23 protein-coding genes are annotated in these 25,648 nt (G+C 41.1%); 9 read left to right on the top strand and 14 right to left on the bottom strand.

What is annotated here, in order from left to right; genetic code table 11:
* Positions 1–8: 8 nt before the first annotated feature.
* From C4F40_RS02460 to C4F40_RS02450, 3 genes are read right to left on the bottom strand one after another with little or no spacing between them, the layout of a single operon-like run.
* Positions 9–554 (bottom strand): hypothetical protein, encoded by a 546-nt coding sequence (locus C4F40_RS02460; RefSeq protein WP_196937806.1) that lies wholly within the window; start codon positions 552–554, stop codon positions 9–11.
* Positions 555–598: 44 nt separating this feature from the next.
* Positions 599–1,579, bottom strand: a complete 981-nt coding sequence (locus C4F40_RS02455) for a deoxyhypusine synthase family protein (protein ID WP_196937805.1) — start codon at positions 1,577–1,579, stop codon at positions 599–601.
* 58 nt (positions 1,580–1,637) lie between these two features.
* A complete protein-coding gene (locus C4F40_RS02450; protein WP_196937804.1) occupies positions 1,638–2,735 on the bottom strand; it encodes a mandelate racemase/muconate lactonizing enzyme family protein in 1,098 nt (365 codons plus the stop codon).
* A 281-nt stretch (positions 2,736–3,016) separates the two neighbouring features.
* On the opposite strand from C4F40_RS02450, the gene C4F40_RS02445 reads away from it, so the two are divergent.
* Positions 3,017–3,805: a DUF3575 domain-containing protein gene (locus C4F40_RS02445; protein WP_196937803.1), complete on the top strand. Its 789-nt coding sequence runs from the start codon at positions 3,017–3,019 to the stop codon at positions 3,803–3,805.
* 786 nt (positions 3,806–4,591) lie between these two features.
* Here the strand turns inward: C4F40_RS02445 and C4F40_RS21525 are convergent.
* Positions 4,592–4,759 (bottom strand): hypothetical protein, encoded by a 168-nt coding sequence (locus C4F40_RS21525; protein ID WP_231389892.1) that lies wholly within the window; start codon positions 4,757–4,759, stop codon positions 4,592–4,594.
* Between the two features lie 109 nt (positions 4,760–4,868).
* Between C4F40_RS21525 and gltB the strand changes: the two genes are divergently transcribed.
* Together gltB and C4F40_RS02435 are read left to right on the top strand one after the other, a co-directional pair.
* Complete coding sequence (gltB, locus tag C4F40_RS02440; RefSeq protein WP_196937802.1) at positions 4,869–9,383, top strand: glutamate synthase large subunit; 4,515 nt, start codon at positions 4,869–4,871, stop codon at positions 9,381–9,383.
* Positions 9,384–9,401: 18 nt separating this feature from the next.
* Positions 9,402–10,868, top strand: a complete 1,467-nt coding sequence (locus tag C4F40_RS02435; protein ID WP_196937801.1) for a glutamate synthase subunit beta — start codon at positions 9,402–9,404, stop codon at positions 10,866–10,868.
* A gap of 56 nt (positions 10,869–10,924) precedes the next feature.
* Here C4F40_RS02435 and C4F40_RS02430 read toward each other — a convergent pair whose 3' ends face one another.
* Positions 10,925–11,332 (bottom strand): RNA-binding S4 domain-containing protein, encoded by a 408-nt coding sequence (locus C4F40_RS02430; RefSeq protein ID WP_196937800.1) that lies wholly within the window; start codon positions 11,330–11,332, stop codon positions 10,925–10,927.
* Positions 11,333–11,471: 139 nt separating this feature from the next.
* Here C4F40_RS02430 and C4F40_RS02425 point away from each other — a divergent pair, with 139 nt between their 5' ends.
* From C4F40_RS02425 to folP, 4 genes are all read left to right on the top strand, one after another.
* Positions 11,472–12,284 (top strand): 2,3,4,5-tetrahydropyridine-2,6-dicarboxylate N-succinyltransferase, encoded by an 813-nt coding sequence (locus C4F40_RS02425; RefSeq protein WP_196937799.1) that lies wholly within the window; start codon positions 11,472–11,474, stop codon positions 12,282–12,284.
* A 13-nt stretch (positions 12,285–12,297) separates the two neighbouring features.
* Positions 12,298–12,876, top strand: a complete 579-nt coding sequence (locus C4F40_RS02420; RefSeq protein WP_196937798.1) for an L-threonylcarbamoyladenylate synthase — start codon at positions 12,298–12,300, stop codon at positions 12,874–12,876.
* A gap of 7 nt (positions 12,877–12,883) precedes the next feature.
* Positions 12,884–13,363 carry a DUF4920 domain-containing protein gene (locus C4F40_RS02415; protein WP_196937797.1) on the top strand — a complete coding sequence of 160 codons (480 nt, stop codon included), beginning with the start codon at positions 12,884–12,886 and terminating at the stop codon, positions 13,361–13,363.
* A 141-nt stretch (positions 13,364–13,504) separates the two neighbouring features.
* The gene (gene folP / locus C4F40_RS02410) at positions 13,505–14,344 is read left to right on the top strand and encodes a dihydropteroate synthase (RefSeq protein WP_196937795.1); all 840 of its coding nucleotides are present in this window, start codon (positions 13,505–13,507) and stop codon (positions 14,342–14,344) included.
* Positions 14,345–14,427: 83 nt separating this feature from the next.
* Here folP and metG read toward each other — a convergent pair whose 3' ends face one another.
* On the bottom strand, positions 14,428–16,497 hold the full coding sequence (gene metG / locus C4F40_RS02405; protein WP_196937793.1) for a methionine--tRNA ligase: 2,070 nt from the start codon (positions 16,495–16,497) through the stop codon (positions 14,428–14,430).
* A gap of 147 nt (positions 16,498–16,644) precedes the next feature.
* Between metG and C4F40_RS02400 the strand changes: the two genes are divergently transcribed.
* A complete protein-coding gene (locus C4F40_RS02400) occupies positions 16,645–17,547 on the top strand; it encodes a S66 peptidase family protein (RefSeq protein WP_196937790.1) in 903 nt (300 codons plus the stop codon).
* Between the two features lie 737 nt (positions 17,548–18,284).
* On the top strand, positions 18,285–19,898 hold the full coding sequence (gene pckA, locus C4F40_RS02395) for a phosphoenolpyruvate carboxykinase (ATP) (RefSeq protein ID WP_196937789.1): 1,614 nt from the start codon (positions 18,285–18,287) through the stop codon (positions 19,896–19,898).
* A gap of 27 nt (positions 19,899–19,925) precedes the next feature.
* Here pckA and C4F40_RS02390 read toward each other — a convergent pair whose 3' ends face one another.
* The 8 genes from C4F40_RS02390 to C4F40_RS02355 form a co-directional block, all read right to left on the bottom strand.
* Complete coding sequence (locus C4F40_RS02390; RefSeq protein WP_196937787.1) at positions 19,926–20,381, bottom strand: ABC transporter ATPase; 456 nt, start codon at positions 20,379–20,381, stop codon at positions 19,926–19,928.
* 158 nt (positions 20,382–20,539) lie between these two features.
* Entirely contained in the window at positions 20,540–21,082 is a 543-nt protein-coding gene (locus C4F40_RS02385; RefSeq protein WP_196937785.1) for a DUF420 domain-containing protein, read from the bottom strand.
* A gap of 1 nt (position 21,083) precedes the next feature.
* A complete protein-coding gene (locus tag C4F40_RS02380; protein ID WP_196937783.1) occupies positions 21,084–21,806 on the bottom strand; it encodes an SCO family protein in 723 nt (240 codons plus the stop codon).
* Positions 21,807–21,811: 5 nt separating this feature from the next.
* Positions 21,812–22,189: a cytochrome C oxidase subunit IV family protein gene (locus C4F40_RS02375; protein WP_196937781.1), complete on the bottom strand. Its 378-nt coding sequence runs from the start codon at positions 22,187–22,189 to the stop codon at positions 21,812–21,814.
* A gap of 139 nt (positions 22,190–22,328) precedes the next feature.
* Complete coding sequence (locus C4F40_RS02370) at positions 22,329–23,066, bottom strand: cytochrome c oxidase subunit 3 (RefSeq protein WP_196937779.1); 738 nt, start codon at positions 23,064–23,066, stop codon at positions 22,329–22,331.
* A gap of 9 nt (positions 23,067–23,075) precedes the next feature.
* On the bottom strand, positions 23,076–23,660 hold the full coding sequence (locus tag C4F40_RS02365) for a cytochrome c oxidase subunit 3 (RefSeq protein ID WP_196937778.1): 585 nt from the start codon (positions 23,658–23,660) through the stop codon (positions 23,076–23,078).
* Between the two features lie 4 nt (positions 23,661–23,664).
* Complete coding sequence (cyoE, locus tag C4F40_RS02360) at positions 23,665–24,573, bottom strand: heme o synthase (protein WP_196937776.1); 909 nt, start codon at positions 24,571–24,573, stop codon at positions 23,665–23,667.
* Between the two features lie 30 nt (positions 24,574–24,603).
* Positions 24,604–25,647 (bottom strand): COX15/CtaA family protein, encoded by a 1,044-nt coding sequence (locus C4F40_RS02355; protein WP_196937775.1) that lies wholly within the window; start codon positions 25,645–25,647, stop codon positions 24,604–24,606.
* Position 25,648 lies beyond the last annotated feature (1 nt).

Here is a 25,648-nt window from a genome sequence, read left to right as displayed (position 1 = left end):
AATCCGGCTTATGAACCAATAAAAGTCTTAAACTCCCCCCAGAATAGTTTTTTCTTCTCCACATCGACAAACATCTCCTCAAAGCTAAATGTATTGAATACCGTTGCTACTTTACCTTTCATATACGAATTATAGGCTATAGCGGGCAGATTTAGTGAAGCAGGTTCGACACCCAAAAGTGTTATCCTCTTGGGTTGAAAAAACTGCATGATACGTTTAAAATCATTCGGATTATGCGGGTTTGCCAAATTGACTACCGCAACATTATGTGGCGTAAGTTGTAGCGCACCTATCGTCTTAATGAATGCTTCTTCAGCATTCGGTGAAAAATAGGGATATTCAGGATATCGGAGTATAAAAAGTACACCGGTCGCTTTATCCCCTTGATATATGAATTCCTCAGCTGAGCCCGTAGCAGTACTTGGCTGAGGAATTGCAGTTGCATTGGACACAGATGAGCTAGTATCCTCTTTTTCAGAAAATCCCGTCGAAAAAATTGTTTCCGACATCAATGCCTGTAAAGCAATTGGGTTATCTGTCAATAAATTCTTCAATGCGCAGTCTAATATCTAATGTCTCAAATCTAATATCTGAAATTTTACTGCCCCAATAAATAAGCGAAAATTAGCGGAGCTACAATCGTAGCGTCTGACTCTATCACAAATTTAGGTGTATCAATATCTAATTTACCCCAAGTGATTTTCTCATTTGGAACTGCTCCGGAATACGATCCGTAAGAAGTGGTCGAATCTGATATCTGGCAAAAATATGACCAGAACGGAACGTCTTCCCATTCCAGATCCTGATACATCATCGGCACCACACAAATCGGAAAATCGCCCGAGATACCACCACCAATCTGGAAGAATCCCACACCTTTACCTCCTGAGTTGGCACGATACCACTCTGTCAGGTAAATCATATATTCGATACCAGATTTCACGGTACTTGCTTTTAATTTGCCTTTAATCACATTAGAAGCAAAGATATTCCCTGTAGTCGAGTCTTCCCATCCTGGACAAATAATAGGCAAGTTCTTCTCCGCAGCTGCAACGATCCACGAATTTTTAGGATCAATTTCATAGTACTGCTCTAACACGCCAGAATTGACCACTTGGTATAAAAACTCATGCGGCAAATACCGTTCACCCTTTGCTTCGGCCGCTTGCCAGACATCTTCCAAGTGCTTTTGGAGACGGCGGAAGGCCTCTTCTTCTGGAATACAGGTATCTGTAACACGGTTGTAGTGTTGATCTAACAACTCGCGTTCCTGCTCCGGCGTTAAATCGCGGTAATTGGGCACGCGCTTGTAGTGCGAATGCGCCACTAGGTTCATCACATCTTCCTCTAGGTTAGCACCTGTACACGAAATAATAGCGACTTTATCTTGACGGATCAATTCCGCTAACGAGATACCTAATTCAGCAGTACTCATCGCTCCACCCAAGGAAATCAACATTTTACCCCCCTCATTCAAATGGGCTTCATATCCTTTAGCCGCATCCACGAGTGCCGCAGCATTAAAGTGTAGGTAGTTTTTCTCCAAAAACTGAGAAATAGGACCTTTTTGTGAACTCATAATATTATTTCTTTTTATTAACTAACGCAAAGGTACTGATAATTGTAAATATAAAAATCTATATCACCCACTTTTCACATCTGTCCAAAAACTCCGCTCGGATATCCGCGCCAATTCCGATATCGTCTGAAATAGCAATATGGTAGCCGTTGTATTTAACACCACCGGTCACAGGATCTTCCAAATGTCCGACCATACAGGTGTCCAGATCATAAAATTTAACATTCGGGGCCGCATAAGCAAAATGTACTTTAGCTGCCAATGCTAAACGGCTTTCCAGCATTCCTCCTATCATACACGGAACACCGTATTCCGCAGCTACGGACTGAATCCTTAACGCTTCATGAATTCCTGTTGATTTGGAAAATTTAATATTAATGTAGTCGCAAGCATCATTTTTGCACAATCGTTCGGCATCGTAATGCGAATACACAGACTCGTCCGCCATAAGCGGTACAATTGTTTGGATCCGTAATTCAGGCATTAAATGATCGTTATAGGTACGCATGGGTTGTTCGCAGAACTGAATTTTGTAAGGCTCTAATCCCGTTAACGCTTCAACCGCCTGCTCATAACTCCAGCCTTGGTTGGCGTCTATACGAATAGGAATATCAAACCCGACTGCCCGACGGATTGCCCGCATACGAGCAACATCATCCTGCGGCAGCTTACCCAGCTTCACTTTAAGTGCTATTGCACCGTTATCTTTAAAGCCCAATGCTCTAGCAGCCATCTCCTCAGGTGTTGCAATACCAATCGTAATATCTGTCGCCATATCACGGCGAGCACCTCCCAGATATTGATATAGGGGCACATTTGCATGCTTGGCTGCGAGATCATATAATGCCATATCAAACGCCGATTTGATGGTGGTATTTCCTGCTATATACAAGTTAAGATCTGCAAGGCGGTCTGCAATAGCCAATGGATCTTTGCCTTTCAATATCTTCGCAAAATCCTGCGCTACGCTGATACAGGTATCCTGGGTTTCGCCCACAATCATTGGGAAAGCCGAGCATTCCCCCACCCCATACAAGCCAGCATCGGTGTGTATCCGAATAAATGTATTCTGTGCATAGTCCATCGTACCTGTAGCAATTACGAATGGTTCCATTGGAATGCTTAAACGGTAGATTTCTACTTGTGTTATTTTCATTGAAAAATTATATAAAAGTTAACCGCGCTAGCGTTCGGTTCAAAAGTTCAAAATCGCTACTTCGATAATACTGAGCTAATATAATAAAGTTCACGATCAATGTTTCCATGTGTCACAAAAAACTCACCTTAAAGATCAATACGGACAATTATCTAATGAAAAAATACCCCTTATGGGGTATTGTGCTAAAATCGGTAGTTCGTTAAATTTGCGCTGTTCGGGTAAAAATATCTAGCCAAACATTGTTCCCAAATCGTTCATAAGCATTAACCCAATCAAAAATGAAAAAACAATTTCTAAGATTTATCCCTGCACTCGGCCTTATATTCGCACTTTCTAGTGCTACCGCCCAAACTGCATCTTCTTTAGAAGAAGGTGGCCCCAATATGGTAAAATTCAACGTCTTGCCTTTACTCGGTGGCAAATTCTCTTTCGAGTACGAGCGACTACTGACCAGCCGTATTACCGCAGGCGCGGCGATCAGCATCCGCCCCAATAAAGGGCTCCCCTTTGGATCGACCGTAAAAAGCTTTGTAGACGACGAAGAGCTTGACGATTTAATCGACAACTTCAGTAGTTCCAATTTCTCGATTACACCGGAGGCACGTTTCTACACCTCCAAGCGGGGACCGTTTAGCGGCTTCTATATTGCTCCTTATATCAAATACGCAAGCTACGGCGCTTCCTTACCATTCGACTTTGATATCGAGGAAACCGACATTTATAGCCGCACCGAAACTATTCCATTAAAAGGAGATATAACATCCTTTACTGCGGGTGTATCTTTTGGCGTCAACTTTAAACTTTCGCGCAACATCCACTTGGATTGGCGAATTATGGGACCTGGATATGGGTCTGCTAAAGGAGATGTAGCTGGGAAAATGACGCTGAACAGTGAAGAACAGTCCGAACTTCGTGAAAGCTTGAACGATCTAAAAACAGATCTGGAAGAATTGCCCTTGTCTATAAAGATTGATTACGATGTAAATGCCGATGGTGCAAACATTAAAATATTAAGAAGCCCATGGGCGGGAATCCGCAGTGGATTGTCGATTGCCTATCGGTTTTAAGAAAAAATGGAACAGTATATTAATTTTCAACCCGCGGTGTAAACCGTGGGTTGAATTCGAAATCGATAAATAAAACTGTACCGAAACTTAACCAAAAGCTGTATTATTAGATATATTAATCTTTCGGCAAAAAAACACGTATTTGCCCTGAATACCACAGGGACACACCTGAATTTCCACAAACGATACTATTACAGAATAAAAAGAAACGCAGACAAGTACTTAATCGATAAGATTTACGGAATTAAGGCTTTTTAAGATGCTGATTGGATAAATTTACACACTGTACGAAATGTAGGACAGAAACGGGGATAGCTAATAACCAAAAGTTAAACTGGTTACTATGTTTACCCGTTTTTGCTTAACCAAAAAAACAGTACTGTTGGTCGAAACGCGACTGATAAATTCCCACAACGAGCTGGAAACTTGAACAAGTATTCATATAGAACACTGATTAATAACGAGTTTATCAAAAACCGAAGTAAATTTTAAAGCGAAGTAGTTTAGTTTTACGCAAAAGCAATTGAGTCTATGCTAATGTTACGTAAAAACTTTCTCCTCTTTTTTGATCTCCTTTCAGAAGGCCCTATCGGATAAAAATTGGCACGAAAATTGCGAAAATTAGTTTAGGTTAATAATTGGTTTGGTAACCCTCTAGCTGCCGCTCGGTACTGGAGGGTTCATTTTTTTTATACAACTCACTCGGCGCAGTCCTCCTATTTTTAAAATGCTTTCCCCTTTATATACTTATCGTTACCAATCAGAATGGAGCCTACCCCGGATCAATCAAATCACCTGTAAACGTAAAATATCTTCATTAAACGTTTCTAAAATATCCCCTGCAGACAGGGAAATGGTTAATTTTTCATTGTTCTGTAAGATGGCACCCACACTGAATGATATTTCAATTTTCGCATTAAAAAACGCAATAAATGCGAATTCAATTAATTTCACAAACCTTCTTTGAAGAAAAAACAAAATAAATACAAAATTTTTATAAATAATTCAATGGCAACACATTATTTATTCGTATATTAGCAAACCAATATTTTGAGGAGAGAAAATGATTAACGAAAGAATGCAGCAAGAAGGACTTTACAACCCGGAATTTGAACATGACGCATGTGGTGTTGGTTTTGTGGCCCACATCAAAGGGCAAAAATCACATGCTCAGGTCAAAGATGCGCTTACTATGTTGGAAAACATGGAACACCGTGGTGCATGTGGATGCGACCCAGAGAGTGGAGATGGCGCTGGTATTATGATTCAGTTACCACATGAATTTTTGTGGGAAGAATGTATTAAATTAGGTATCCAGCTGGAAGAGCCCGGTTATTATGGAACAGGAATGGTATTTCTTCCAAAGGAAGCCGAATTAAATCAACTTTGCCGAACGACGATACAAGAAGCTACAGCAGAGCGCAATATGACTTTTCTTGGATTCCGATCTGTACCTGTAAATCGTCAAGGCATCGGCCCAACCGCGTTAGGTGCTGAACCAGAAATTGTACAATTTTTCGTTTCCCGTCCCGATGGCGTGGCAAACACAGAAGAGTTTGAACGGAAACTTTATGTATTAAGACGTTTGATCATCCAAAAAATAAAAGAAAAGCAAAGTTACCCACTACCTTTATATATTGCATCGCTGTCATGCAAGACCATTATCTACAAAGGTCAATTAACGACCTATCAAGTAGGCACCTATTTTGAAGACCTTCGCGATAAGCGCGTAGTTTCTGCTTTTGGATTGGTGCATTCGCGTTTTTCTACCAATACATTCCCTTCTTGGTCTTTAGCTCAACCGTTTCGCATGATTGCGCACAACGGTGAGATTAATACACTTACCGGAAACCTAAACTGGTTTTATGCAGGGGTACGCTCGCTATCTTCCCCCTATTTCACGGAAGAAGAAATGGAAATCCTATTACCGGTAGTTGATAAAGGTCAATCCGATTCAGCCTGTTTGGACAATGTGGTAGAACTCTTATTACACAGTGGCCGTAGTTTACCACATGTGATGCTCATGCTTGTTCCGGAAGCTTGGGATGGTAATACACAGATGGATCCATTGAAAAGAGCATTCTATGAATATCACGCAACATTAATGGAGCCTTGGGACGGTCCAGCTGCATTATGTTTTACGGATGGAAAAACGATTGGCGCTACATTAGATCGCAATGGCCTTCGTCCCTTGCGCTATGCCATCACATCTGATGACCGTGTTGTTGTAGCTTCTGAAGCCGGAGCTCTACCCATAGACGAAGCTACCATTATCAAAAAAGGACGTCAACAACCCGGAAAAATCTTTGTTGTAGACATGGAAGCCGGTCTTATCCGAAGCGATGAGGAAGTAAAAGGTGAATTAGTTCGTCAACAACCTTACGGCGAATGGCTAGACAATTACAAGATTAAATTAGAACAACTGGCTAAGCCACGCGTTACATTCACATACTTATCTAAAGAATCGGTATTTAAATATCAGCAATCTTTTGGTTATTCCCGAGAGGATCTGGAAACAATCCTTACCCCAATGGCGCTCACGGGCTATGAGCCGATTGGTTCAATGGGTACAGATGTACCATTGGCTTTGCTATCGGATCAACCACAACATTTATCAAGCTATTTCAAACAGTTCTTTGCACAAGTAACCAATCCGCCGATAGATCCGATTCGCGAGCGTTTGGTTATGAGTTTGGCAACATTCATCGGAAATGCCGGAAATATACTTATTGAAGATAAAAAATTCTGTCACTGTGTAACCTTAGAACACCCTATATTAACGTCGAGCGAACTGGAAAAATTACGTTCTATCGACACCGGAGTATTCCAAGCCAAAACATTACAATCCTATTTCCGTGCAGATGGCAAGCCAGGTTCTTTAGAAGCCGGTATTGAGCGTCTTTGTCGCTATGCTGACGATGCCGTACGTGATGGCTTCGAAGTTATTATCTTATCGGATCGGGCTATTGACTCACAACATGCGGCCATACCCTCTATCCTAGCCGTATCCGCCGTACATCACCATTTGATCAAAACAGGCAACCGCGGAGCTGTTGGTTTGGTGGTCGAAGCTGGAGATGCCTGGGAAGTACACCACTTTGCTTGTTTACTGGCATTCGGTGCTACGGCAATCAACCCATACATGGCGTTGGCAAGTATCCGTACCATGCGCGAAGAAGGGCAGTTAGATACCGAACTTACCTGGGATCAACTAAGGAAAAACTACGTCAAAGCAGTTTGCAACGGCCTATTGAAAATATTTTCAAAAATGGGTATCTCGACCCTTCAGTCGTATCACGGCGCTCAAATATTTGAAGTATTGGGTATAGATAAGGAAGTAGTCGATAAATATTTCTGTGGAGCAGTTTCACGTATTGGCGGATTAAAGCTAGATGACATAGCAAAAGAGGCTTTAGCCAAACACTGGAGAAGCTTTGAAAACAATAGATCTCCAAAAAGTTTATTGCCAGAAGGCGGTATCTATCAATGGAAAAGACGTGGCGAAGGACACTTGTGGAATCCGCAAACTGTACACTTATTGCAGCAAGCATGCCGCACAGATGACTTTCAGACCTTTAAAAAATATTCCGCACTTATCAACAATCAGAAAGAACGTATTTTTACCTTACGTGGGCTGTTGGATTTTGCAAAACATCGTACGGCTATTTCTATTGACGAAGTAGAACCTGCGAGCGAAATCATGAAAAGATTCGCAACAGGCGCCATGTCCTTTGGATCGATATCGCATGAAGCACACAGCACCCTAGCCATTGCTATGAACCGTGTCGGCGGGAAGTCCAATACGGGTGAAGGTGGGGAAGATGAGTTACGCTATCAAAAATTGCCTAACGGTGATTCGATGCGTTCGGCTATCAAACAAGTAGCTTCAGGACGATTTGGTGTAACATCCAATTACCTGACGCAAGCAGATGAGCTTCAAATCAAAATGGCGCAAGGAGCTAAACCAGGAGAAGGTGGCCAGCTACCAGGACACAAAGTAGACGAGTGGATTGCTAAAGTACGTCACTCAACACCTGGCGTGGGCTTAATTTCTCCTCCCCCACATCACGATATTTATTCCATTGAAGATTTAGCACAATTAATCTTTGATCTTAAAAACGCGAACAGAGAAGCACGTATCAACGTAAAATTAGTTTCTAAAGCTGGGGTCGGAACAATTGCAGCAGGTGTTGCAAAAGCACACGCTGATGTAATCTTAATAGCAGGATACGACGGCGGTACAGGAGCCTCTCCAATCAGTTCGATTAAACATGCAGGTCTTCCTTGGGAATTAGGATTAGCCGAGGCACATCAAACATTGGTACAGAACAAACTAAGAAGTCGTGTTGTATTGCAAGCCGATGGCCAAATGAAAACAGGTCGCGATTTAGTTATCGCTACATTATTAGGTGCTGAAGAATGGGGTGTGGCAACTGCGGCCTTAGTAGCTGGCGGATGTATTATGATGCGCAAATGTCACTTAAATACCTGCCCGGTAGGTGTAGCGACACAAGATCCGGAATTACGTAAGCTGTTCTCTGGAAAACCGGAAGATATCGTAAACTTATTCCAATTCTTAGCAGAAGAAATGCGCGAGATCATGGCAGAATTGGGTTTCCGTACCATCAATGAAATGGTAGGCCGTGCACAATTCCTTAAAAAACGTGAAGACATTCAGCATTGGAAAGCCAACAAAATTGATTTCTCCGGAATCTTACACGTGGCTAGAAATGCAACAGGCGAAACACTTTATAACACTGAAGAGCAAGATCATGGCATGAGCATGATTTTAGACTGGGGTCTCGTAAAACAAGCTAAACCTGCTTTGGACACGAAGACACCAGTGTTCGGAACCTTCCTGGTGAAAAACACAGACCGTACGATCGGAACGTTATTATCCAATGAAATATCCAAATTATACGGCGCCGAGGGATTACCCGATAATACCATCAACTTTAAATTCGAAGGTTCGGCAGGCCAGTCATTTGGTGCTTTCAATACCAAAGGGATTTCTTTTGAATTAGAAGGTGAAGCAAACGATTATGTAGGTAAGGGTTTATCGGGTGCGCAACTAGCCATCTATCCAGCGAAAGTGAGTACACTTATTCCACACGACAATATTATCATTGGCAACGTAGCCCTTTACGGCGCTACTTCGGGACACCTATTTATTAACGGTATGGCCGGTGAACGGTTTGCCGTACGTAACTCCGGGGCTACCGCAGTAGTAGAAGGAATTGGTGATCACGGATGTGAATATATGACAGGTGGTAAAGCACTGATACTGGGGTCAACAGGACGTAATTTTGCTGCAGGGATGAGCGGCGGTATTGCATGGATCTATGATATCAACGGTACATTTAGAGAAAATTGCAATCAGGAAATGGTTGATCTAGACCCGTTAGAATCCGAAGATGAAACTGCAATCATCGCACTTTTGAAACGCCATATTTTGTTAACAAATAGTGAAAGAGCGTCTCATATCCTAAACAATTGGGCGACAGAGAAGGTTCGTTTCATCAAGGTGTTCCCACGTGAGTATAAAAATGTATTAAGAAAAAAATTGGTTGTAGCATAAAATAAGAGGGAAAGTATCATGGGAAAACCAACAGGATTTTTAGAATTTGACAGAGCGCTTCCGCAGAAAGACGCTGTAGAAAGTAGAAAACAAAATTATCAAGAATTTGCTCACCTCTTTTCGGAGGATCAATTAAATAGCCAAGCAGCGCGTTGTATGGACTGTGGAATTCCATTCTGTCATTCAGGATGTCCACTGGGGAATGTAATCCCGGAATTTAACGACGCGGTGTATGACGGAAAATGGGAAGATGCATATAACATATTGTCATCTACCAATAATTTTCCTGAATTTACGGGGCGTATCTGCCCTGCACCTTGCGAATCAGCATGTGTACTAGGGATCAACAAATCACCTGTAGCGATCGAAGAAATTGAAAAACACATTATCGAAATCGCTTACAAAAAAGGTTATGTTAAGCCGAACAAAAGCTTCTTAAAAACAGGGAAGAAAGTCGCTGTTGTAGGTTCAGGACCTTCCGGTCTTGCCGCCGCAGCACAGCTAAACAAAGCTGGCCATGACGTTGTCGTTTACGAACGTGATGACAAAGTGGGCGGATTATTACGTTATGGTATCCCTGATTTTAAATTGGACAAATCCATTATCGATCGCCGTATTGAAATCATGGAAGAGTCTGGCATCGAATTTCGCACCAATGCTGAAGTGGGGAACAATGTACCAGCTTCTGAATTGAATTTATATGACGCGGTTGTACTTGCTGGTGGATCCACTATCCCGCGTAATCTGAATATCCCCGGGCGTGAGCTTAAAGGCGTTCATTTCGCGATGGAATTCTTAAAACAGCAGAATAAACGCGTTGGCAATTCACCAATTGAGGTGGAAGCAATAATGGCAACGGATAAAAATGTACTGGTAATAGGTGGTGGCGACACGGGATCTGACTGTGTCGGAACATCGAATCGCCACAACGCCAAATCAGTGACTCAATTTGAGTTAATGCCACAACCTCCGCAAGCACGTACCGCTGCCATGCCATGGCCGACGTACCCTATGTTATTGAAGACGACCACCTCTCATGAGGAAGGTTGCCAAAGACACTGGAGTATCAGTACCAAAGAGTTTTTGGGAGATGCCGAAGGTAACTTGCGCGGAGCATTAGTCGTAGACCTAGAATGGGAAACAGATGCTTTAGGACGGCCTACATCTTTCAAAGAAGTGGAAGGCTCGGAACGGGAAATCCCCTGCGAGCTGGTTACATTAGCCATGGGCTTCCTGCATCCTCAACACGAAGGTTTACTACAGCAATTGGGAGTTACCTTGGATGGCAGAGGAAATGTTCAGGCTACTGAAAGCGAATACAAAACAACTGCAGACAAAATTTTCGTGGCAGGTGATATGCGCAGAGGACAATCGTTAGTCGTATGGGCGATTTCGGAAGGTCGCGAGTGCGCACGCAAAGTTGACGAGTTCTTAATGGGGAATACCGAGCTGGAAAGTAAAGAAGCAGTTTATAATTACGCGTAACTAATCGATCAATATATTTACCCCAAAACCGTCTTTCATTTAATTGGAAGACGGTTTTACTTTTTTTCTTCCTCCCACCAATCCGTTTGAAGTCCGTCTATTTCACGGCGATCTCGCTTGGTTGGGCGCCCTGCCCCCCGATCTCTTTTTAATACAGGTGCCTGAAACACAGATTTAAAAGCATATGTTTCTTCTACAGGTGTTTGATCTTCATAAAATTGGACCGCCGTTTTGGCATCCACCCGCCGTTCCAGCAGACCGGTCGCGCGTATCACCTTTCTTTCTACGCCCTTTTGAACGGTATAGGCCTCCCCTACTTTCACCACATACGATGGTTTAATATTTTGTCCATTTAACTTTACCCGACCGGCTTTACAGGCTTCCGTTGCCAAACTCCTGGTTTTAAAGACCCGAATACACCATAAGTATTTGTCAATGCGTAGTTTCTCAGATTCCGTTCCCATAAAGCAAACTTAGCCAACTTGAGCAGCATATACAAAATAAATTAGTCTTAACCGATTAAAAATCATGGCGCGGGTAAACAAGTTCTCAACAAAAATCAGCATCTTTGTTCTTATTTTTTAATCAACATTAAATTTAAAAATGGATTTACAAAAACTAATCGAAGAAGCTTGGGAAGACAGAAAATTATTAGAATATAAAGAGTACTTTGAAGCAATCCAATATGTCATCATGAAACTCGACAAAGGCGAACTACGGGTGGCAGAACCTATTGGTGACCGTTGGCATGTAAATGATTGGATTAAAAAAGCCGTGATTCTATATTTCCCGATCCGTGAAATGAAAGAGATTGACAACAAACCTTTCGTGTATCACGATAAGATGAAATTGAAAACAAATTACAAAGAGTTGGGCGTTCGTGTCGTACCTGGAGCTTCGGCGCGTTACGGCGCATATCTTGCCAAAGGCGTGATCATGATGCCTTCTTATGTAAACATTGGTGCATATGTGGATGCAGGAACGATGGTTGACACCTGGGCTACTGTAGGCTCATGTGCGCAGATAGGTAAAAACGTCCATTTATCAGGTGGTGTCGGTATTGGGGGCGTATTGGAACCTGTACAGGCTGCTCCTGTGGTAATCGAAGACAATGTATTTGTAGGATCCCGTACCATCGTCGTTGAAGGTATCCGCGTTGAAACGGAAGCTGTACTTGGCGCAAACGTCGTCTTAACGGCCTCGACCAAAATCATCGATGTATCCGGTCCAGAACCGATTGAATACAAAGGGTATGTCCCCGCTCGCTCGGTCGTTATTCCAGGTTCGTATACCAAAAAATTCCCTGCTGGTGAATATCAAGTCCCCTGTGCATTAATTATTGGAAAACGGAAAGAATCGACCGACAAAAAGACATCGTTGAATGATGCATTGCGTGAACATAATGTAGCCGTTTAATTGCACACCATTCATGTCTAATTTTGTAGATCGAGAAGACCTTAATAAAGCCCTCGACACGTTGAAAAGCGGAGGGCTTATCCTTTACCCCACCGATACAATATGGGGGATCGGTTGCGACGCAACTAACCGGGAAGCGGTGGAGAAAGTATTTGCCTTAAAAGGTAGAGACAAAAGCAAGAGTCTGATCGTTCTGCTCCATAGTGACAATCAACTAGCGGGCTATGTACACGACGTCCCCGAAATTGCCTATGAATTGATAGAAGCTACAGATAGACCGCTTACAATAGTATATTCCAAATCGAAAAATTTACCTGAAAACGTCGTTGCCGAAGATGGTTCAATTGGAATCCGCATCGTGGAGCATCCTTTTTGTCAGCAATTATTGCAACGGCTTCGAAAACCGATCATCTCTACCTCGGCAAACATGAGCGGCATGGCTTCGGCAAGCTCTTTCAATGAAATATCCGATGAAATAAAAGAAGGTGTCGATTATATTGTGAAATTCGGACAGCAGGATAAAAGCGAGGGAAAGCCTTCGGTCATTATGAAGATGGACTCCAGTGGAAAATTTGAATTTTTACGTAAATAGTATACATATGAAAAAGTTAATCGCCCTTTGTTCGCTATGTGGTATTCTCTTGTCAGTAGCCCATGCACAACAAAAAATTACTCCGGCTAAGGCAGGAGTAACCTATGGAAAAACGGTAAATAAGGAAAATGCTATTTCGGTAAAGACCTTGGAAAATTCTTTCAAAAAAGATTCTACTTTCAGTGGAAAGATTGAAGGCGAGGTAGTCGACGTCTGTAAGAAAAAAGGTTGCTTCATCACGTTGAAACGTGAAGGTGATCAAGAACCCATCATGGTGCGGTTTACAGATTATGCATATTTCGTCCCTGCCGATATCATTGGGAAGACGGTCGTCGTCGAAGGCAAAGCAAAAGTAAAAGAAACGTCAGTAGAATGGCAAAAACATTATGCTGAAGATAAAGGAAAAAGCGCCGCAGAAATAGCTAAAATCACAAAACCGAAGAAAGATATTTCGGTCGTTGCTGATGGTATACTTGTTGTGAACTAAAGGCAAACTATCGTCACTGCGAGAAGGGACGACGAAGCAGTCTTTCTTTTATTAGGTCCGGAAGATTGCTTTCTCGCTATGGTCATCGCAATGACGTACGGGCAATAACGCGTCACTTTCTTTTATCAAACAGCTGGTTTTATGAACAAATTTCAAACGCATCCCACGCAATCGATCAATGTAAACGGAAAGCTGCTTACCTTCGAAAAGCCCATCATCATGGGTATCCTCAATGTAACCCCGGATTCATTTTACGACGGAGGACAGCATAACAATCTGGAAAAAGCGCTGAAAAAAGCCGAACAAATGATCACGGAAGGGGTTGATATCATCGACATTGGCGCCTACTCCTCAAGACCCGGCGCAACACTGATCTCCTCTCAAGAAGAGAAAGATCGTGCACTGCCTGTTATCCATGCCATACGGAAAGAATTTCCGGACGCACTGCTTTCTATCGATACCTTTCGGGCCGATGTAGCCGAAGAAACCGTAAAATCTGGCGTGCACATCATCAATGACGTTTCGGGTGGAACAATTGATGAAAGGATGTTCGAAACCGTATCAACGCTGCAAGTACCCTACATCTTAATGCACATGCGAGGTCTTCCGGAAAACATGCAGCAGCATACGGATTACGATGACATTGTAACTGATGTTGCAACCTTTTTGGGCGAGCGCATAGCGGCATTACGTGCGTTGGGGGTCAAAGATATCCTGCTCGATCCGGGATTCGGATTTGCAAAAACAATGGAACAGAATTATGAGCTGCTGTATCGCGTGAATGAATTACATTACCTCGGATTACCTATTCTCGGTGGTATATCGAGAAAGTCTATGATCTATAAAAAATTAGGGATCAGTGCAGCAGAATCGCTGCATGCGACCATGGCCCTAAACACCTTATTATTAGAGCGTGGTGTTCAAATTCTACGTGTACACGATGTGAAAGAAGCAAAACAGCTAATTGATTTGTTTTACTGATGATGAAGAAAGAACAACGATTAAAGAGCAAGGATAAAGAACACATATTAGCCTTGCTCTTTGATCCTTAATTCTTGTTCCAGTTACCTCACCGTACTACCCGATTTAATTGCGCCGGTAGGATTTACAAAATCTAATCGACCATCCGCATCCTCCGCCATCAGGATCATACCTTGCGACATAATTCCTTTTATTTCGCGAGGCTCGAGGTTCACTAAAATAGAAACCTGTTTGCCGATAATATCTGCTGGCGTGAAGAATTCGGCGATTCCCGATACCACGGTTCGTTGGTCGATTCCCGTATCAATTTTTAACTTCAACAATTTCTTGGTTTTAGCTACTTTCTCGGCTTCTAAAATCGTGCCTACACGGATATCCAACTTCATAAAGTCATCAAAGGTCACGTTCGCTTTAACTGGAGTAGCGACAAAAGCAGCCTTAGCATTATCTATCTTAGCCTGAGTCAATTTACTTAATTGAAATTCGACCTGTTCATCAGTTATTTTCTCAAATAGCAACTGCACTTCACCAAACTGGTGCCCATCAGTCAATACATCCACCTGTCCCGCCTTTTCCCAACTTTGCTGTGGCAGATTTAACATTTCAAATAATTTCGTCGCCGTTTTAGGTAAGAAGGGCTGGGCCAAAGCCGCTAGGTTTGCTACGATTTGTGAAGCAACGAAAAGCACTGTTTTTACGCGTTCCTCATCACTCTTGATGATTTTCCAAGGTTCCTCGTCGGCTAAATATTTATTTCCAAGGCGTGCGGCATTCATAAAGTGAGATAGTGCCTCACGAAACCGGTAACTTCCGATAGATTGTTCGATCAATCCCGGATATTTTGACAACTCCTCGAACACATTTTGATCGGCACCTGTTAACGCAGATCCGCTCAATACCTTGCCATCAAAATATTTGTGCGATAAGACCATTACACGATTTACAAAATTGCCTAAGATTGCTACTAGTTCATTATTGACACGAGCCTGAAAATCCTTCCAAGTAAATTCACTATCCGAAGTTTCGGGCAGAATTGATGTCAATACATAACGCAGTTCATCCTGCTTATCCGGAAACTCTTCTAAGTACTCATGTAACCATACTGCATGATTACGGGAAGTAGACAATTTGTCTCCTTCAAGGTTTAAAAACTCATTCGCCGGCACGTTGTCTGGTAAAATATATCCACCATGTGCATGCAATATAGCGGGGAATATAATACAGTGGAAAACAATATTATCCTTACCAATAAAATGGACCAAGGTCGAATCCTCCTCGGGGTTCGCCTGCGTTTTCCAATAATCTTCCCAGTTTTTTCCATTATCTATAGCCCACTGCTTTGTTGCCGATATATACCCTATTGGCGCATCCAGCCATACATACAGTTTCTTTCCTTCTGCCTCAGCCAACGGGACATCTACTCCCCAATCCAAATCACGAGTCATAGAGCGCGGTTGCAACCCTGATTTTAACCAAGATTGACATTGCCCGAATACATTTGATTTCAACTCCCCTTTTTTGCCTTCGATAAGCCATTCTTCCAGCCAAGGTTGATATTTATCTAACGGAAGGTACCAATGTTTGGTTTCTTTCAAAATTGGCGTGTTTCCGCTTAAGGTAGATTTAGGATTGATCAAATCCGTCGGACTGAGTGAAGTACCACATTTTTCACATTGATCTCCGTACGCGCCGTCATTCTGGCAATGCGGACAGGTTCCTACAATATATCGATCGGCCAAAAACTGATTAAATTCCTCGTCGTAATATTGCTCAGAGAACTTCTCTATAAATTCTCCCTTTTCATATAGGTTCAAGAAAAATTCTTGGGACAGTTGATGGTGAATAGGCTCGGATGTACGGTGATAAATATCAAACGAAATACCGAATTCTTCGAAGCTATCTTTAATTTGTTTGTTGTACTTATCGATAATTTCCGTGGGTGTCACCCCTTCTTTCTTTGCTTTGATCGTGATAGCAGCACCATGTTCGTCCGAACCGCACACATACACCACATCTTTATGATTCAACCGCAAAAAGCGAACAAAAATATCACCTGGTATATAGGCTCCTGCCAGGTGCCCGATGTGCAAAGGACCATTTGCATACGGTAAGGCAGAAGTAATAGTATAGCGTTTTTTAGATAAAGTACTCAAGATATATCGTATTTTTAATGTTAATACTAAAAAAATAAATCGTAAAATTGTTTGCAAAGATAACGCAATTTGAGCTTAATAAATAGACATCAAATAATATTCCGTTAGAATAGACATTTTTTTAGACACCATAACTTAAAATCATACATGAAGATACCTCCATACCTACAACCCGGTGATAAAGTAGCCGTTGTATGTCCGGCAAGCTATATAAAAGGAGATATTGACCTCGGTGTAAAGACCTTAGAAAGTTGGGGATTAACGGTTCAGATTGGTTCATCTGCAACAGCACAATTTCATCAATTCGCCGGTGATGATAGTCTACGTACACGAGATCTTCAACGGGCGCTAGACGATCCACAAATTAAAGCAATCATAGCTGGTCGGGGAGGCTATGGTTCGGTACGTATTATCGATAAACTAGACTTCAGTAAATTCATAGCGAAACCGAAATGGCTAGTGGGCTTTAGTGATGTTACAGCCATTCATAGTCATATTCAGCGTCAGTTTGCCATTCCTACTATCCATGGACAGATGGTAAAATCTTTCGCCGATTCGACTTACGAAGCGCTGGAGTCGCTTAAACATGCACTTTTTGGACAGCCTTTGGATATCGTATATGCAAATACCGATTTCCCTAATCGTCCCGGAGAAAGCGAAGGGGTTCTCATTGGAGGAAACTTAGCCATTCTGCAAAGTATCATTGCATCCGCTTCTGATCCCTTTTACGAAGACAAAATACTGTTCATCGAAGATGTAGGAGAATCCCATTACAATATTGATCGTATGCTATGGACATTAAAAAGAGCACATAAATTTGATAAACTAAAAGGTCTTATTGTAGGAAGTTTTACGTCACTGCGGGATAGCGATCCTCCATTTGGACAGCGTTTTGAGGAAATCGTTATGAACAAGGTCAACGAATTCAGTTACCCCGTCGCCTTTGGATTTCCAGCAGGTCATATGGATGACAATAGGGCTTTGATTTTCGGAAAAAAGGTAAAACTTCACGTTGAAGATATAAAAGTGTCTTTAACGTATTCGTTGTAATAGGTTGTAGTTGTTAAAAAAATGAAGGTTTAATTTATACAGTTTTGTTTCCGCTCATTAGCCGCGGAGGCCTAGTCCTTGGAGCCCCCAAGGACCAAGGGGCTTCCCCCATTTAAGGCGGCTTTTTCGCACAAGTCTCCCCGCACAAAGAGAATGCACAGGCTGGGATAAATTCCGAAGCCCTTTTGGTTGGGCTTCTGAAATGATCCAAGACCTCTCCCTTCGCGCGCATCCACCTTCATTCTCTTTGTTTCTCCGCCACTGTAAATGGAAAGAAAAAAGTGCTCTTGCTGTTATTTAACAATACTACCGAGATTTTCAGCTGGATTTAAAAGGACGGCCTAGGTCGATGTAGCGTTAAGAAAGCTTTTGGATTTGGGTTAAGAACAGATCCCCGAAGTGCAACGGCTTGGAGCTGTTTAGTAAATCCAAGAGCTTTTAGCGTAACATTGACCCAGTCTTGATTTTTTGTTTCGTTTTTTATCAAGAAAAAATGAAAGCCCCGTCGCGGCGAGCGACAAACTGTATAAATTAAACCTTCTTTTAACATTAGCAAAATCCCAATTAATATTCTCATAAAGATTCATTATAAACCCCACGAATGTTTCAATAAAAATTATTATATTAATAAAACAAACCGTTAAAAACACTGAATAAAAACAATATTTATAAAAATTACATTATTTTATTTTCATTTTAACATTGTTCTTACCTTAGCTCCGTAAATTATGATATATATGGAGCTATTACAATTAGGGACAAAAAGTCCATTCATTGACGTTACTAAATTGGGTTTACTATCGCGTAAAATAAACTGGAATCTAGACCGACACATACTCACCCAACAAACGTTGACACTTGGGCAAGGAAAATTAAGCGATACCGGGGCACTATGTGTCTCTACTGGAAAGTTTACCGGCCGATCACCAAAGGATAAATTTATTGTAAAGGATTCTTATACAGAAGGTGCAATTGATTGGGGAGAAGTTAATATTCCGATTGAAGCGCATATATTTGATCATCTCTATGCTAAAATGGTTCATCTCTTAAGCACAAAAGAAATCTGGATCCGAAATTGTTTTGCGGGAGCCAATCCGCATTTCAGATTAAATGTGACGGTGGTAAATACTACACCGTGGGCAAACCTCTTTTGCAGCAATCTTTTCATCCTACCCACGGAAGAGGAAATGCAAACTTTTAAGCAGGAATGGCTTATTCTTCAAGTTCCGGAATTCCTAGCAGATCCCAAAGTGGACGGCACCAGACAAGAAAATTTTACGATCGTCAATTTCAGTAAAAAAACAATACTAATTGGAGGATCTGCCTACACCGGAGAAATCAAAAAAGGGATATTCAGTGTGTTAAACTTCCTTCTCCCTCATCACCACAATGTGTTACCTATGCATTGCTCAGCTAACGAAGGAAAAGTCGAAGATGTCGCGCTATTTTTCGGTCTCAGCGGCACCGGAAAGACGACGTTGTCTGCCGATTCAAATAGAGCGCTTATCGGTGATGATGAACACGGTTGGGCCGATGGGTCAATTTTCAACTTTGAAGGAGGCTGCTATGCGAAATGTGTGGATCTCAGCGCCGAGAAAGAGCCTGAGATATTTGCTGCTGTAAAAGAACATACATTATTAGAAAATACATCATTTTTCCCCAATTCCAATACCGTAAACTATGCAGACTCCAGTATCACCGAGAACACCCGTGCAGCCTACCCAATCGAATATATCGCGAATTCAAAAAAACCGTCCTTGGGCGGAAACCCCAAGAACATATTCTTCCTAACCTGCGATGCGTTCGGTATTCTACCACCGATATCCAAGTTGACAAAAGAACAGGCCATGTATCATTTTATTTCGGGTTATACCGCTAAAGTGGCTGGTACCGAGATTGGTATAACTGAACCCCAAACAACATTTTCCGCGTGCTTCGGAAGAGTATTTTTACCGCTACATCCCATTAAATATGCAGAGCTTCTGGGCGATAAACTAGAAAAACATCCCGATGTAAACGTATGGTTGATTAATACCGGGTGGACAGGAGGACCTTACGGCATAGGAAAACGGATTAGTCTCAGATATACGCGTGCGATGATAAACGCAGCAATAAATGGGGATCTGGATGAGGTAGAATATATACCGCATGCCGTGTTCGGCATATTAAAACCGCAATCTTGTCCCGACGTTCCAAGCGCATACCTTAATCCGAGGAATACATGGGAAAACAGAGAGGCCTACGATCAGCGTGCCCTAATACTTGCCCAACTGTTTGTAAACAACTTCAAACAATTTGAAGATAGGGCTAGCGAAGAGATCCTATCTGCTGCACCAAAAACAGTTTTCTAAAAAGGTCAGGGTTAAACCCTGACCTTTTTAGAAAACCTTGCTATGCCAGCTATCTTGAAAAGGAATCTCCCAGTTAGACTCCAATTCAGACGCATGCGTTAGGATATTGTTGAATACGATAGTTTGCGAATGAACTGTTCCCGATTTGATCAATTCTTCAAAAACAGAACGATCCACTAGCTGAATCACATGTTCCGCATCCCGATAGGCTATCTTCAACCTATCGAAAAAGCTAACGCCAAATTCTTGTTCCAGTGATTTTACGAAATGAACAGATTTATCTATTGAGCACCCCGTTACCCCGGCTTGTTCTTCATTAACTTCGAAAACCAAAAATAAATCATGTTTTATGTACCCATCCGCTGCTAAAGCACTGCCGTGGGCTGTCCACGAAGAAATAAACGGCTTTATCCTTTCCAGAACCTGTCCACTTTCTCGCTGTGAAAGAATCCTATCCGCCTGATATATCCAAATCTTATTCATCTTTCAAACATAGATAAATTTGCCGTTCCGTGCAATTATAATCGCGTTTTGATATAAAGGCAAATTTTCGGTCTCTCCTCGGCCTTTGAGAACTTATTTATAGAGGAAATTAAAAATAAAAAACAATCTTCGATTTTATTCCTGTTATTACTTGTCGATTAATGTGTATAATATGGTGAAATCATCATATACACAATTACGCCCGTAACCGCTACGTAGAGCCACATGGGGTACGTAATTCTAGCCAATTTTTTATGCCGTTCATAGGCACCTGCAATTCCTCTTACAAAAGTAAACAAAACAAAAGGTATAATGATGATTGACAGCAAGATATGTGTTACCAATATTAAGAAGTACACATACCGAATCGCACCTTCACCTCCGTAAGGGGTAGAATCTGAAGTCATGTGATAGGCAACATACATGATCAGAAATAAGGAAGAGCACAGCATACAAAGCTTGATCAATCCCTCATGTAACTTGAAATTACCTTTTTTTACCGCTGAAATAGCCCATACGAGGAGCACCGCCGTTAAACCATTAATAGATGCATAAATGGGTGGCAAGAAAGAAAGTGGTTCTACATCGTATCCCAATTTCCTTAAGTTAACACCAAATAAAGCCGCTACTGCCAATGGGATTATAACAGATAATGTCCAAATCCAACCCTTATATCTCTTTTCTTCTTCTGTCATTGCCATTTTATCGCTGCTCTACTTTTAACGGATTATTTCTTATTTCCTCTACCATCTGGAGTTTGATTTCGTCTTCTAATCTGTCTACTTCAGTCTTTAAATTTATATCGTAAAAACCTCTGATACGACGTTGTGAATCTATCAACAAGTAATTATTACTAATGACAAACGTATTCGTATCAACCGGATTCCGCATCGCATCAATCAACATTTCTTCCCGCGCATATTTCAACAGGTCAACATGAGGCGCACTCACAGTATTCCAATACTTTCCAATCAGTGTATCATATGGTCGCGCATAGCTTTTCAAGCTATCCGGGATGTCCGATGGATCGACGGAAATGGACAGCAAACGCACGGAAGAGTTATTTTTAAATCTATTTGCGATAGTAAAGAGATTATCCATCATGCTCCGAGACAATGCGGTGTCTTTTGTGTAAAAAAGGTGCACTACTGTAATTACGCTATCCGATCCAAGAAAATGGATGGTATCTCCTTCGCTGTTTATAAAGTCGATGGGCGTTAATTGATGATATGTTGTATCCGGAATTTCCCTGCCCATTTTTCTATTCACCTTTCCAGATAGCGATTTCTCACCATACACTGGCAACTTCACATATTCATTGGACCCAATACGATTGAGCAATAAATATAAAAATCCTGGCACCAACAAAACAATGGCCAGGATAATTATTTTTGAAAAACTCCTTTTTTGAGTAGTATTACTCATTCAATTTATTTATTTGGATACAATGGGTGACTTTGAAATGCGCCTAATAAAAAGTCTCCTTCAATTAACATCAGTGCGATGAAATAGATAATAAAAAGAAATACTATCGAACAACAGACTATAAAACTAGATTTTTCAAACTTTAAATGCATGAAGAAAGCGACAATATAGAAAGCCTTCACTAATGTGAGAATGATATAAATAACGTTTACCAAAGTTCCCTTTTGTAAAATCCCCCAATGGTGAACAAAGCCTAATGCAATTAAAAACTCTAATGCAGTTAACGCCAACAGAATAAAGAATACAGACCAAATTCTTTTTTTGTCCATTCCATCTGCATGCTCGTGCGCATCATGTGTAGCAATATGATCGTGATTAGCCATTTTTTTAGTATTGCGTATTGCGTATTGAGTATTGAGCTAATTATTCTTATCAAATACTCTTTGACAACACCTGTTTTTTAATTTTTATTTTTAATCGAGTTCCAGTGAACTCATCTTTAGATAATTTTTACTTTGTCAATTAGATCAAGTAGAAAAAAGTAAATACAAATACCCACACTAAATCCACAAAGTGCCAATACAAACCAACTTTTTCAACCATCAAATACGTGCCTCTTCTTTCAAATGTATTATTAAGGGTCATACTCAAAATAATTATATTTAAAAGGATACCAATAGAAACGTGGAATCCGTGAAAACCAGTAATGGTGAAGAATAGATTCGAAAATTGCAAGGCCGCCGTATACGAGATATCATTTGTAAAATACGGCCTTAATGCATCTGCAATAGCCTGATCTCCTTCCAAACCCGTTGCTGGATTACGTCCAAACCAAAATCCTTGGTGATGTAAATGCGTCCATTCAATAGCCTGACACCCCACAAACAACAAACCTCCCAAGATTGTCCATAACATCCATTTCACCACCTCGTTTTTTGCATTACGATGTCCTGCTTCCACCGCTAACACCATAGTTACCGATGACATAATTAAGATAAATGTCATGATACCGACGAACACCAAAGGCTGTCCAGATTCCGCAATACCAGGAATAGATTGGAACACTTTATCCGCATCAATCCAGGTAGGTTGTGCAAATTTTTGAGTACCATAATAAATTAAGAATGCAGAAAATGTAAATGCATCCGACACTAAGAAAAACCACATCATGATTTTTCCATACTCTAAGTTCCAAGGAGACTTGCCACCGTTCCACGGGCCGTCTTTTACCTTATCCAATTGCGATACTGTTGTACTCATTGTTTACTATTATTGATTCAAAAGTAAGAAAACATAAATATAAATCCATAAAAGATCTAGAAAATGCCAAAAAATTGCGCCCAGATCCATTCGAAAAACATTGTAATCATGCGCTATAGGCTTTGCTGCTCCTATATAACATCTAAATAGAACAATGATTCCCGCTATAATGTGTGCTAAGTGCAACCCTGTAAATATGTATATAAAAGATTGCGAAGCGTTATTATTAATAAAATAAATCCCTCTTTCTGTCAAAATTCCCCATGCATTCAGTTGCAACACAAGAAAAATCAGTCCCAATAGTATTGTAAACAGTAGCAGAGATTTCTGTTTTACAAACTGTCCTCTTTTTGCGGCCTGAAAAGCTAAATGCATGGTCACACTGCTTAAAATAATTACTGCTGTACTGTATATAAATGCGTGTGGCAAAATTGTTTTGATTCCTTTGTCAACACCGCTTGCTGTATACACAATGAATCCGCTCGATAAAGCAGCAAACATCATAAACATTCCAATCAAACCCAACCAAAGACTAAATTTCTTTGCCTTTCGTGTGCGTAATAACTCAGCTACTTCTAATTCCTCGTTTTCCATTATTCTATTGTAAAGGCATAAAGTCAAATAACAACACCAACTGCGTTAAGGGCAGATACAAAAACGACGTATACATAACCTTCTTGGCAGAAGCATCCGTTCTTTCGATCATATGTTTATATCCATACCATGTAAAAAGAAGACCGCCGATCAGCGCCAAAAGGGTAAACACCCAACCTCCAAAGCCATAGTACATTGGCAAAAAACCTGCAGGTACCATTAACAAGGCAGAAAAGAAAATCAAAGTTGCCGATACGCCGTCCTTCTTTGTTGTAGGCAATAAATGAATGCCTGCGTTACTATAATCCTCTTCTGCCACCCAAGCGATAGCCCAAAAATGTGGAAATTGCCATAAAAACTGAATTCCAAATAACACCAATGGAATAATGACAATTGCCGCCTCACTTACTTCGGCATAGGCTAATCCGAATCCTGCAGACTGAAATGCCGCGTAATAACCAATCAATGGCGGTAATGCTCCGGGAAATGCACCTACAAAAACCGCAATAGGCGACTTTTGCTTTAAAGGTGTATACACAAAAGCGTAGAGAAATATTGAAAACACGGATAATAAACCAGCGACAAAATTCAGCTGCACTAATACCAATGTACCTGCTATACCCATAAAAAGACTGAGCACTAACGCTTGACCGGTATTCATCCGTCCCGAAGGCAACGGACGATCCATCGTCCTTTTCATTAGTTTGTCGATATCCTTTTCAATAATCTCGTTAAAACCATTTGCTGCACCGGTGACCAAAAAGCCACCAATGGTAAGCATAAGCCAATTGAACCACATGACATCACCCTGTTGCTTCGCTCCTATCAAAAATGAAATAGATGCAGAAAAAACAACAGTTAACGTTAAGCGCAATTTAACTAGTTTGTTAAAATCTGAAATAAAAGTCTTCATTTATACGACACCTCCAAAAATCTACCTAACCTACCTTTTCAACTTTGTCATCAAAAGCATCAAATAATATTGTGCTCCAAAAAACAAACTAGCAATTACTAAATGCGTTGTCTGGGCAAATGCCGGCACATCAAAATGAGCCATAATAAGACCCGACAACATCTGCAAACATACTAAGGCCAATATTATCCAAGCATATCTACTCTGTAACGACAAGCGACTAAACCTATTCTTCACTAAAAAGAAAAATAGAATTGTAATCGCCAATGTGATATATGAAAGAAAACGATGTATATCGTAATTTCTTCCGATAGCGTCAATCCATTCCGATCGAGATACGCCTTCATCATTCAAATGATCTATTCCCTCCCGTACTTCCGTACCATATACCACTTGAATCAGCGTAATGATAATAGACAGGATGGCGATGACTTTCACACTCGCATACTGATAATTCACCAGTATCGTTTTGTTTCTAAGTGTAGTTGCCAAGTAAAACGTATAAATACTTATCGCAACTATAACCAATGCTAACAACATATGTACGGTAATAATCCAAGGCATTAAATTAGTCGAGACAACGATAGAGCCTAACCACGCTTGTATTATTACGGCAATAAGATTAAGAACGCTCCATATAAATATGGATGGTTTTGTTTTGATATATGTAGATGCAAAGAGAGCGGAAAACAACAGACAAAACCCTGCAACAACTCCTACAAGACGGTTAATATATTCGGTCCAAGTCTTAGCGGCGTTAAATTCTTCGTGAGTTAATATGGATTTATCATTCCGAATCCGATCAGCCATTTCCGCAGAACCAAAAAAATCTACCATCTTTGCGAACCGTTGATTCTTAGCAGCCCGTCCAGCTATATATTCTTCTTCATACCCCTCTGGTAATTGAGTAACGTCTGTGGGAGGAATGATCTGGTTGAAACACCTAGGCCAGTCTGGACATCCCATTCCAGACCCCGTACTCCTTACCACCCCACCCGCTGTAATTACCAGAAATAAGACAACGATCGTAATCCTGTTTATTGTAACAAATCGTTTCTCACTTCTGGGATACATG

The sequence above is a fragment of the Sphingobacterium pedocola genome (genome assembly GCF_015209965.1).
Classification (GTDB): Bacteria; Bacteroidota; Bacteroidia; order Sphingobacteriales; family Sphingobacteriaceae; genus Sphingobacterium; species Sphingobacterium pedocola.
The sequence above is the reverse complement of the archived record's forward strand: the minus strand, read 5'-3'. Positions and strand labels throughout refer to the sequence as shown.

Excerpts from the sequence above, each read along its gene's own strand:
- C4F40_RS02455 (WP_196937805.1), bottom strand. The coding sequence starts at position 1,579 with ATGAGTTCACAAAAAGGTCCTATTTCTCAGTTTTTGGAGAAAAACTAC.
- C4F40_RS02450 (WP_196937804.1), bottom strand. The coding sequence starts at position 2,735 with ATGAAAATAACACAAGTAGAAATCTACCGTTTAAGCATTCCAATGGAA.
- C4F40_RS02445 (WP_196937803.1), top strand. The coding sequence starts at position 3,017 with ATGAAAAAACAATTTCTAAGATTTATCCCTGCACTCGGCCTTATATTC.
- gltB (WP_196937802.1), top strand. The coding sequence starts at position 4,869 with ATGATTAACGAAAGAATGCAGCAAGAAGGACTTTACAACCCGGAATTT.
- C4F40_RS02435 (WP_196937801.1), top strand. The coding sequence starts at position 9,402 with ATGGGAAAACCAACAGGATTTTTAGAATTTGACAGAGCGCTTCCGCAG.
- C4F40_RS02430 (WP_196937800.1), bottom strand. The coding sequence starts at position 11,332 with ATGGGAACGGAATCTGAGAAACTACGCATTGACAAATACTTATGGTGT.
- C4F40_RS02425 (WP_196937799.1), top strand. The coding sequence starts at position 11,472 with ATGGATTTACAAAAACTAATCGAAGAAGCTTGGGAAGACAGAAAATTA.
- C4F40_RS02420 (WP_196937798.1), top strand. The coding sequence starts at position 12,298 with ATGTCTAATTTTGTAGATCGAGAAGACCTTAATAAAGCCCTCGACACG.
- C4F40_RS02415 (WP_196937797.1), top strand. The coding sequence starts at position 12,884 with ATGAAAAAGTTAATCGCCCTTTGTTCGCTATGTGGTATTCTCTTGTCA.
- folP (WP_196937795.1), top strand. The coding sequence starts at position 13,505 with ATGAACAAATTTCAAACGCATCCCACGCAATCGATCAATGTAAACGGA.
- C4F40_RS02400 (WP_196937790.1), top strand. The coding sequence starts at position 16,645 with ATGAAGATACCTCCATACCTACAACCCGGTGATAAAGTAGCCGTTGTA.
- pckA (WP_196937789.1), top strand. The coding sequence starts at position 18,285 with ATGGAGCTATTACAATTAGGGACAAAAAGTCCATTCATTGACGTTACT.
- C4F40_RS02390 (WP_196937787.1), bottom strand. The coding sequence starts at position 20,381 with ATGAATAAGATTTGGATATATCAGGCGGATAGGATTCTTTCACAGCGA.
- C4F40_RS02385 (WP_196937785.1), bottom strand. The coding sequence starts at position 21,082 with ATGGCAATGACAGAAGAAGAAAAGAGATATAAGGGTTGGATTTGGACA.
- C4F40_RS02380 (WP_196937783.1), bottom strand. The coding sequence starts at position 21,806 with ATGAGTAATACTACTCAAAAAAGGAGTTTTTCAAAAATAATTATCCTG.
- C4F40_RS02375 (WP_196937781.1), bottom strand. The coding sequence starts at position 22,189 with ATGGCTAATCACGATCATATTGCTACACATGATGCGCACGAGCATGCA.
- C4F40_RS02370 (WP_196937779.1), bottom strand. The coding sequence starts at position 23,066 with ATGAGTACAACAGTATCGCAATTGGATAAGGTAAAAGACGGCCCGTGG.
- C4F40_RS02365 (WP_196937778.1), bottom strand. The coding sequence starts at position 23,660 with ATGGAAAACGAGGAATTAGAAGTAGCTGAGTTATTACGCACACGAAAG.
- cyoE (WP_196937776.1), bottom strand. The coding sequence starts at position 24,573 with ATGAAGACTTTTATTTCAGATTTTAACAAACTAGTTAAATTGCGCTTA.
- C4F40_RS02355 (WP_196937775.1), bottom strand. The coding sequence starts at position 25,647 with ATGTATCCCAGAAGTGAGAAACGATTTGTTACAATAAACAGGATTACG.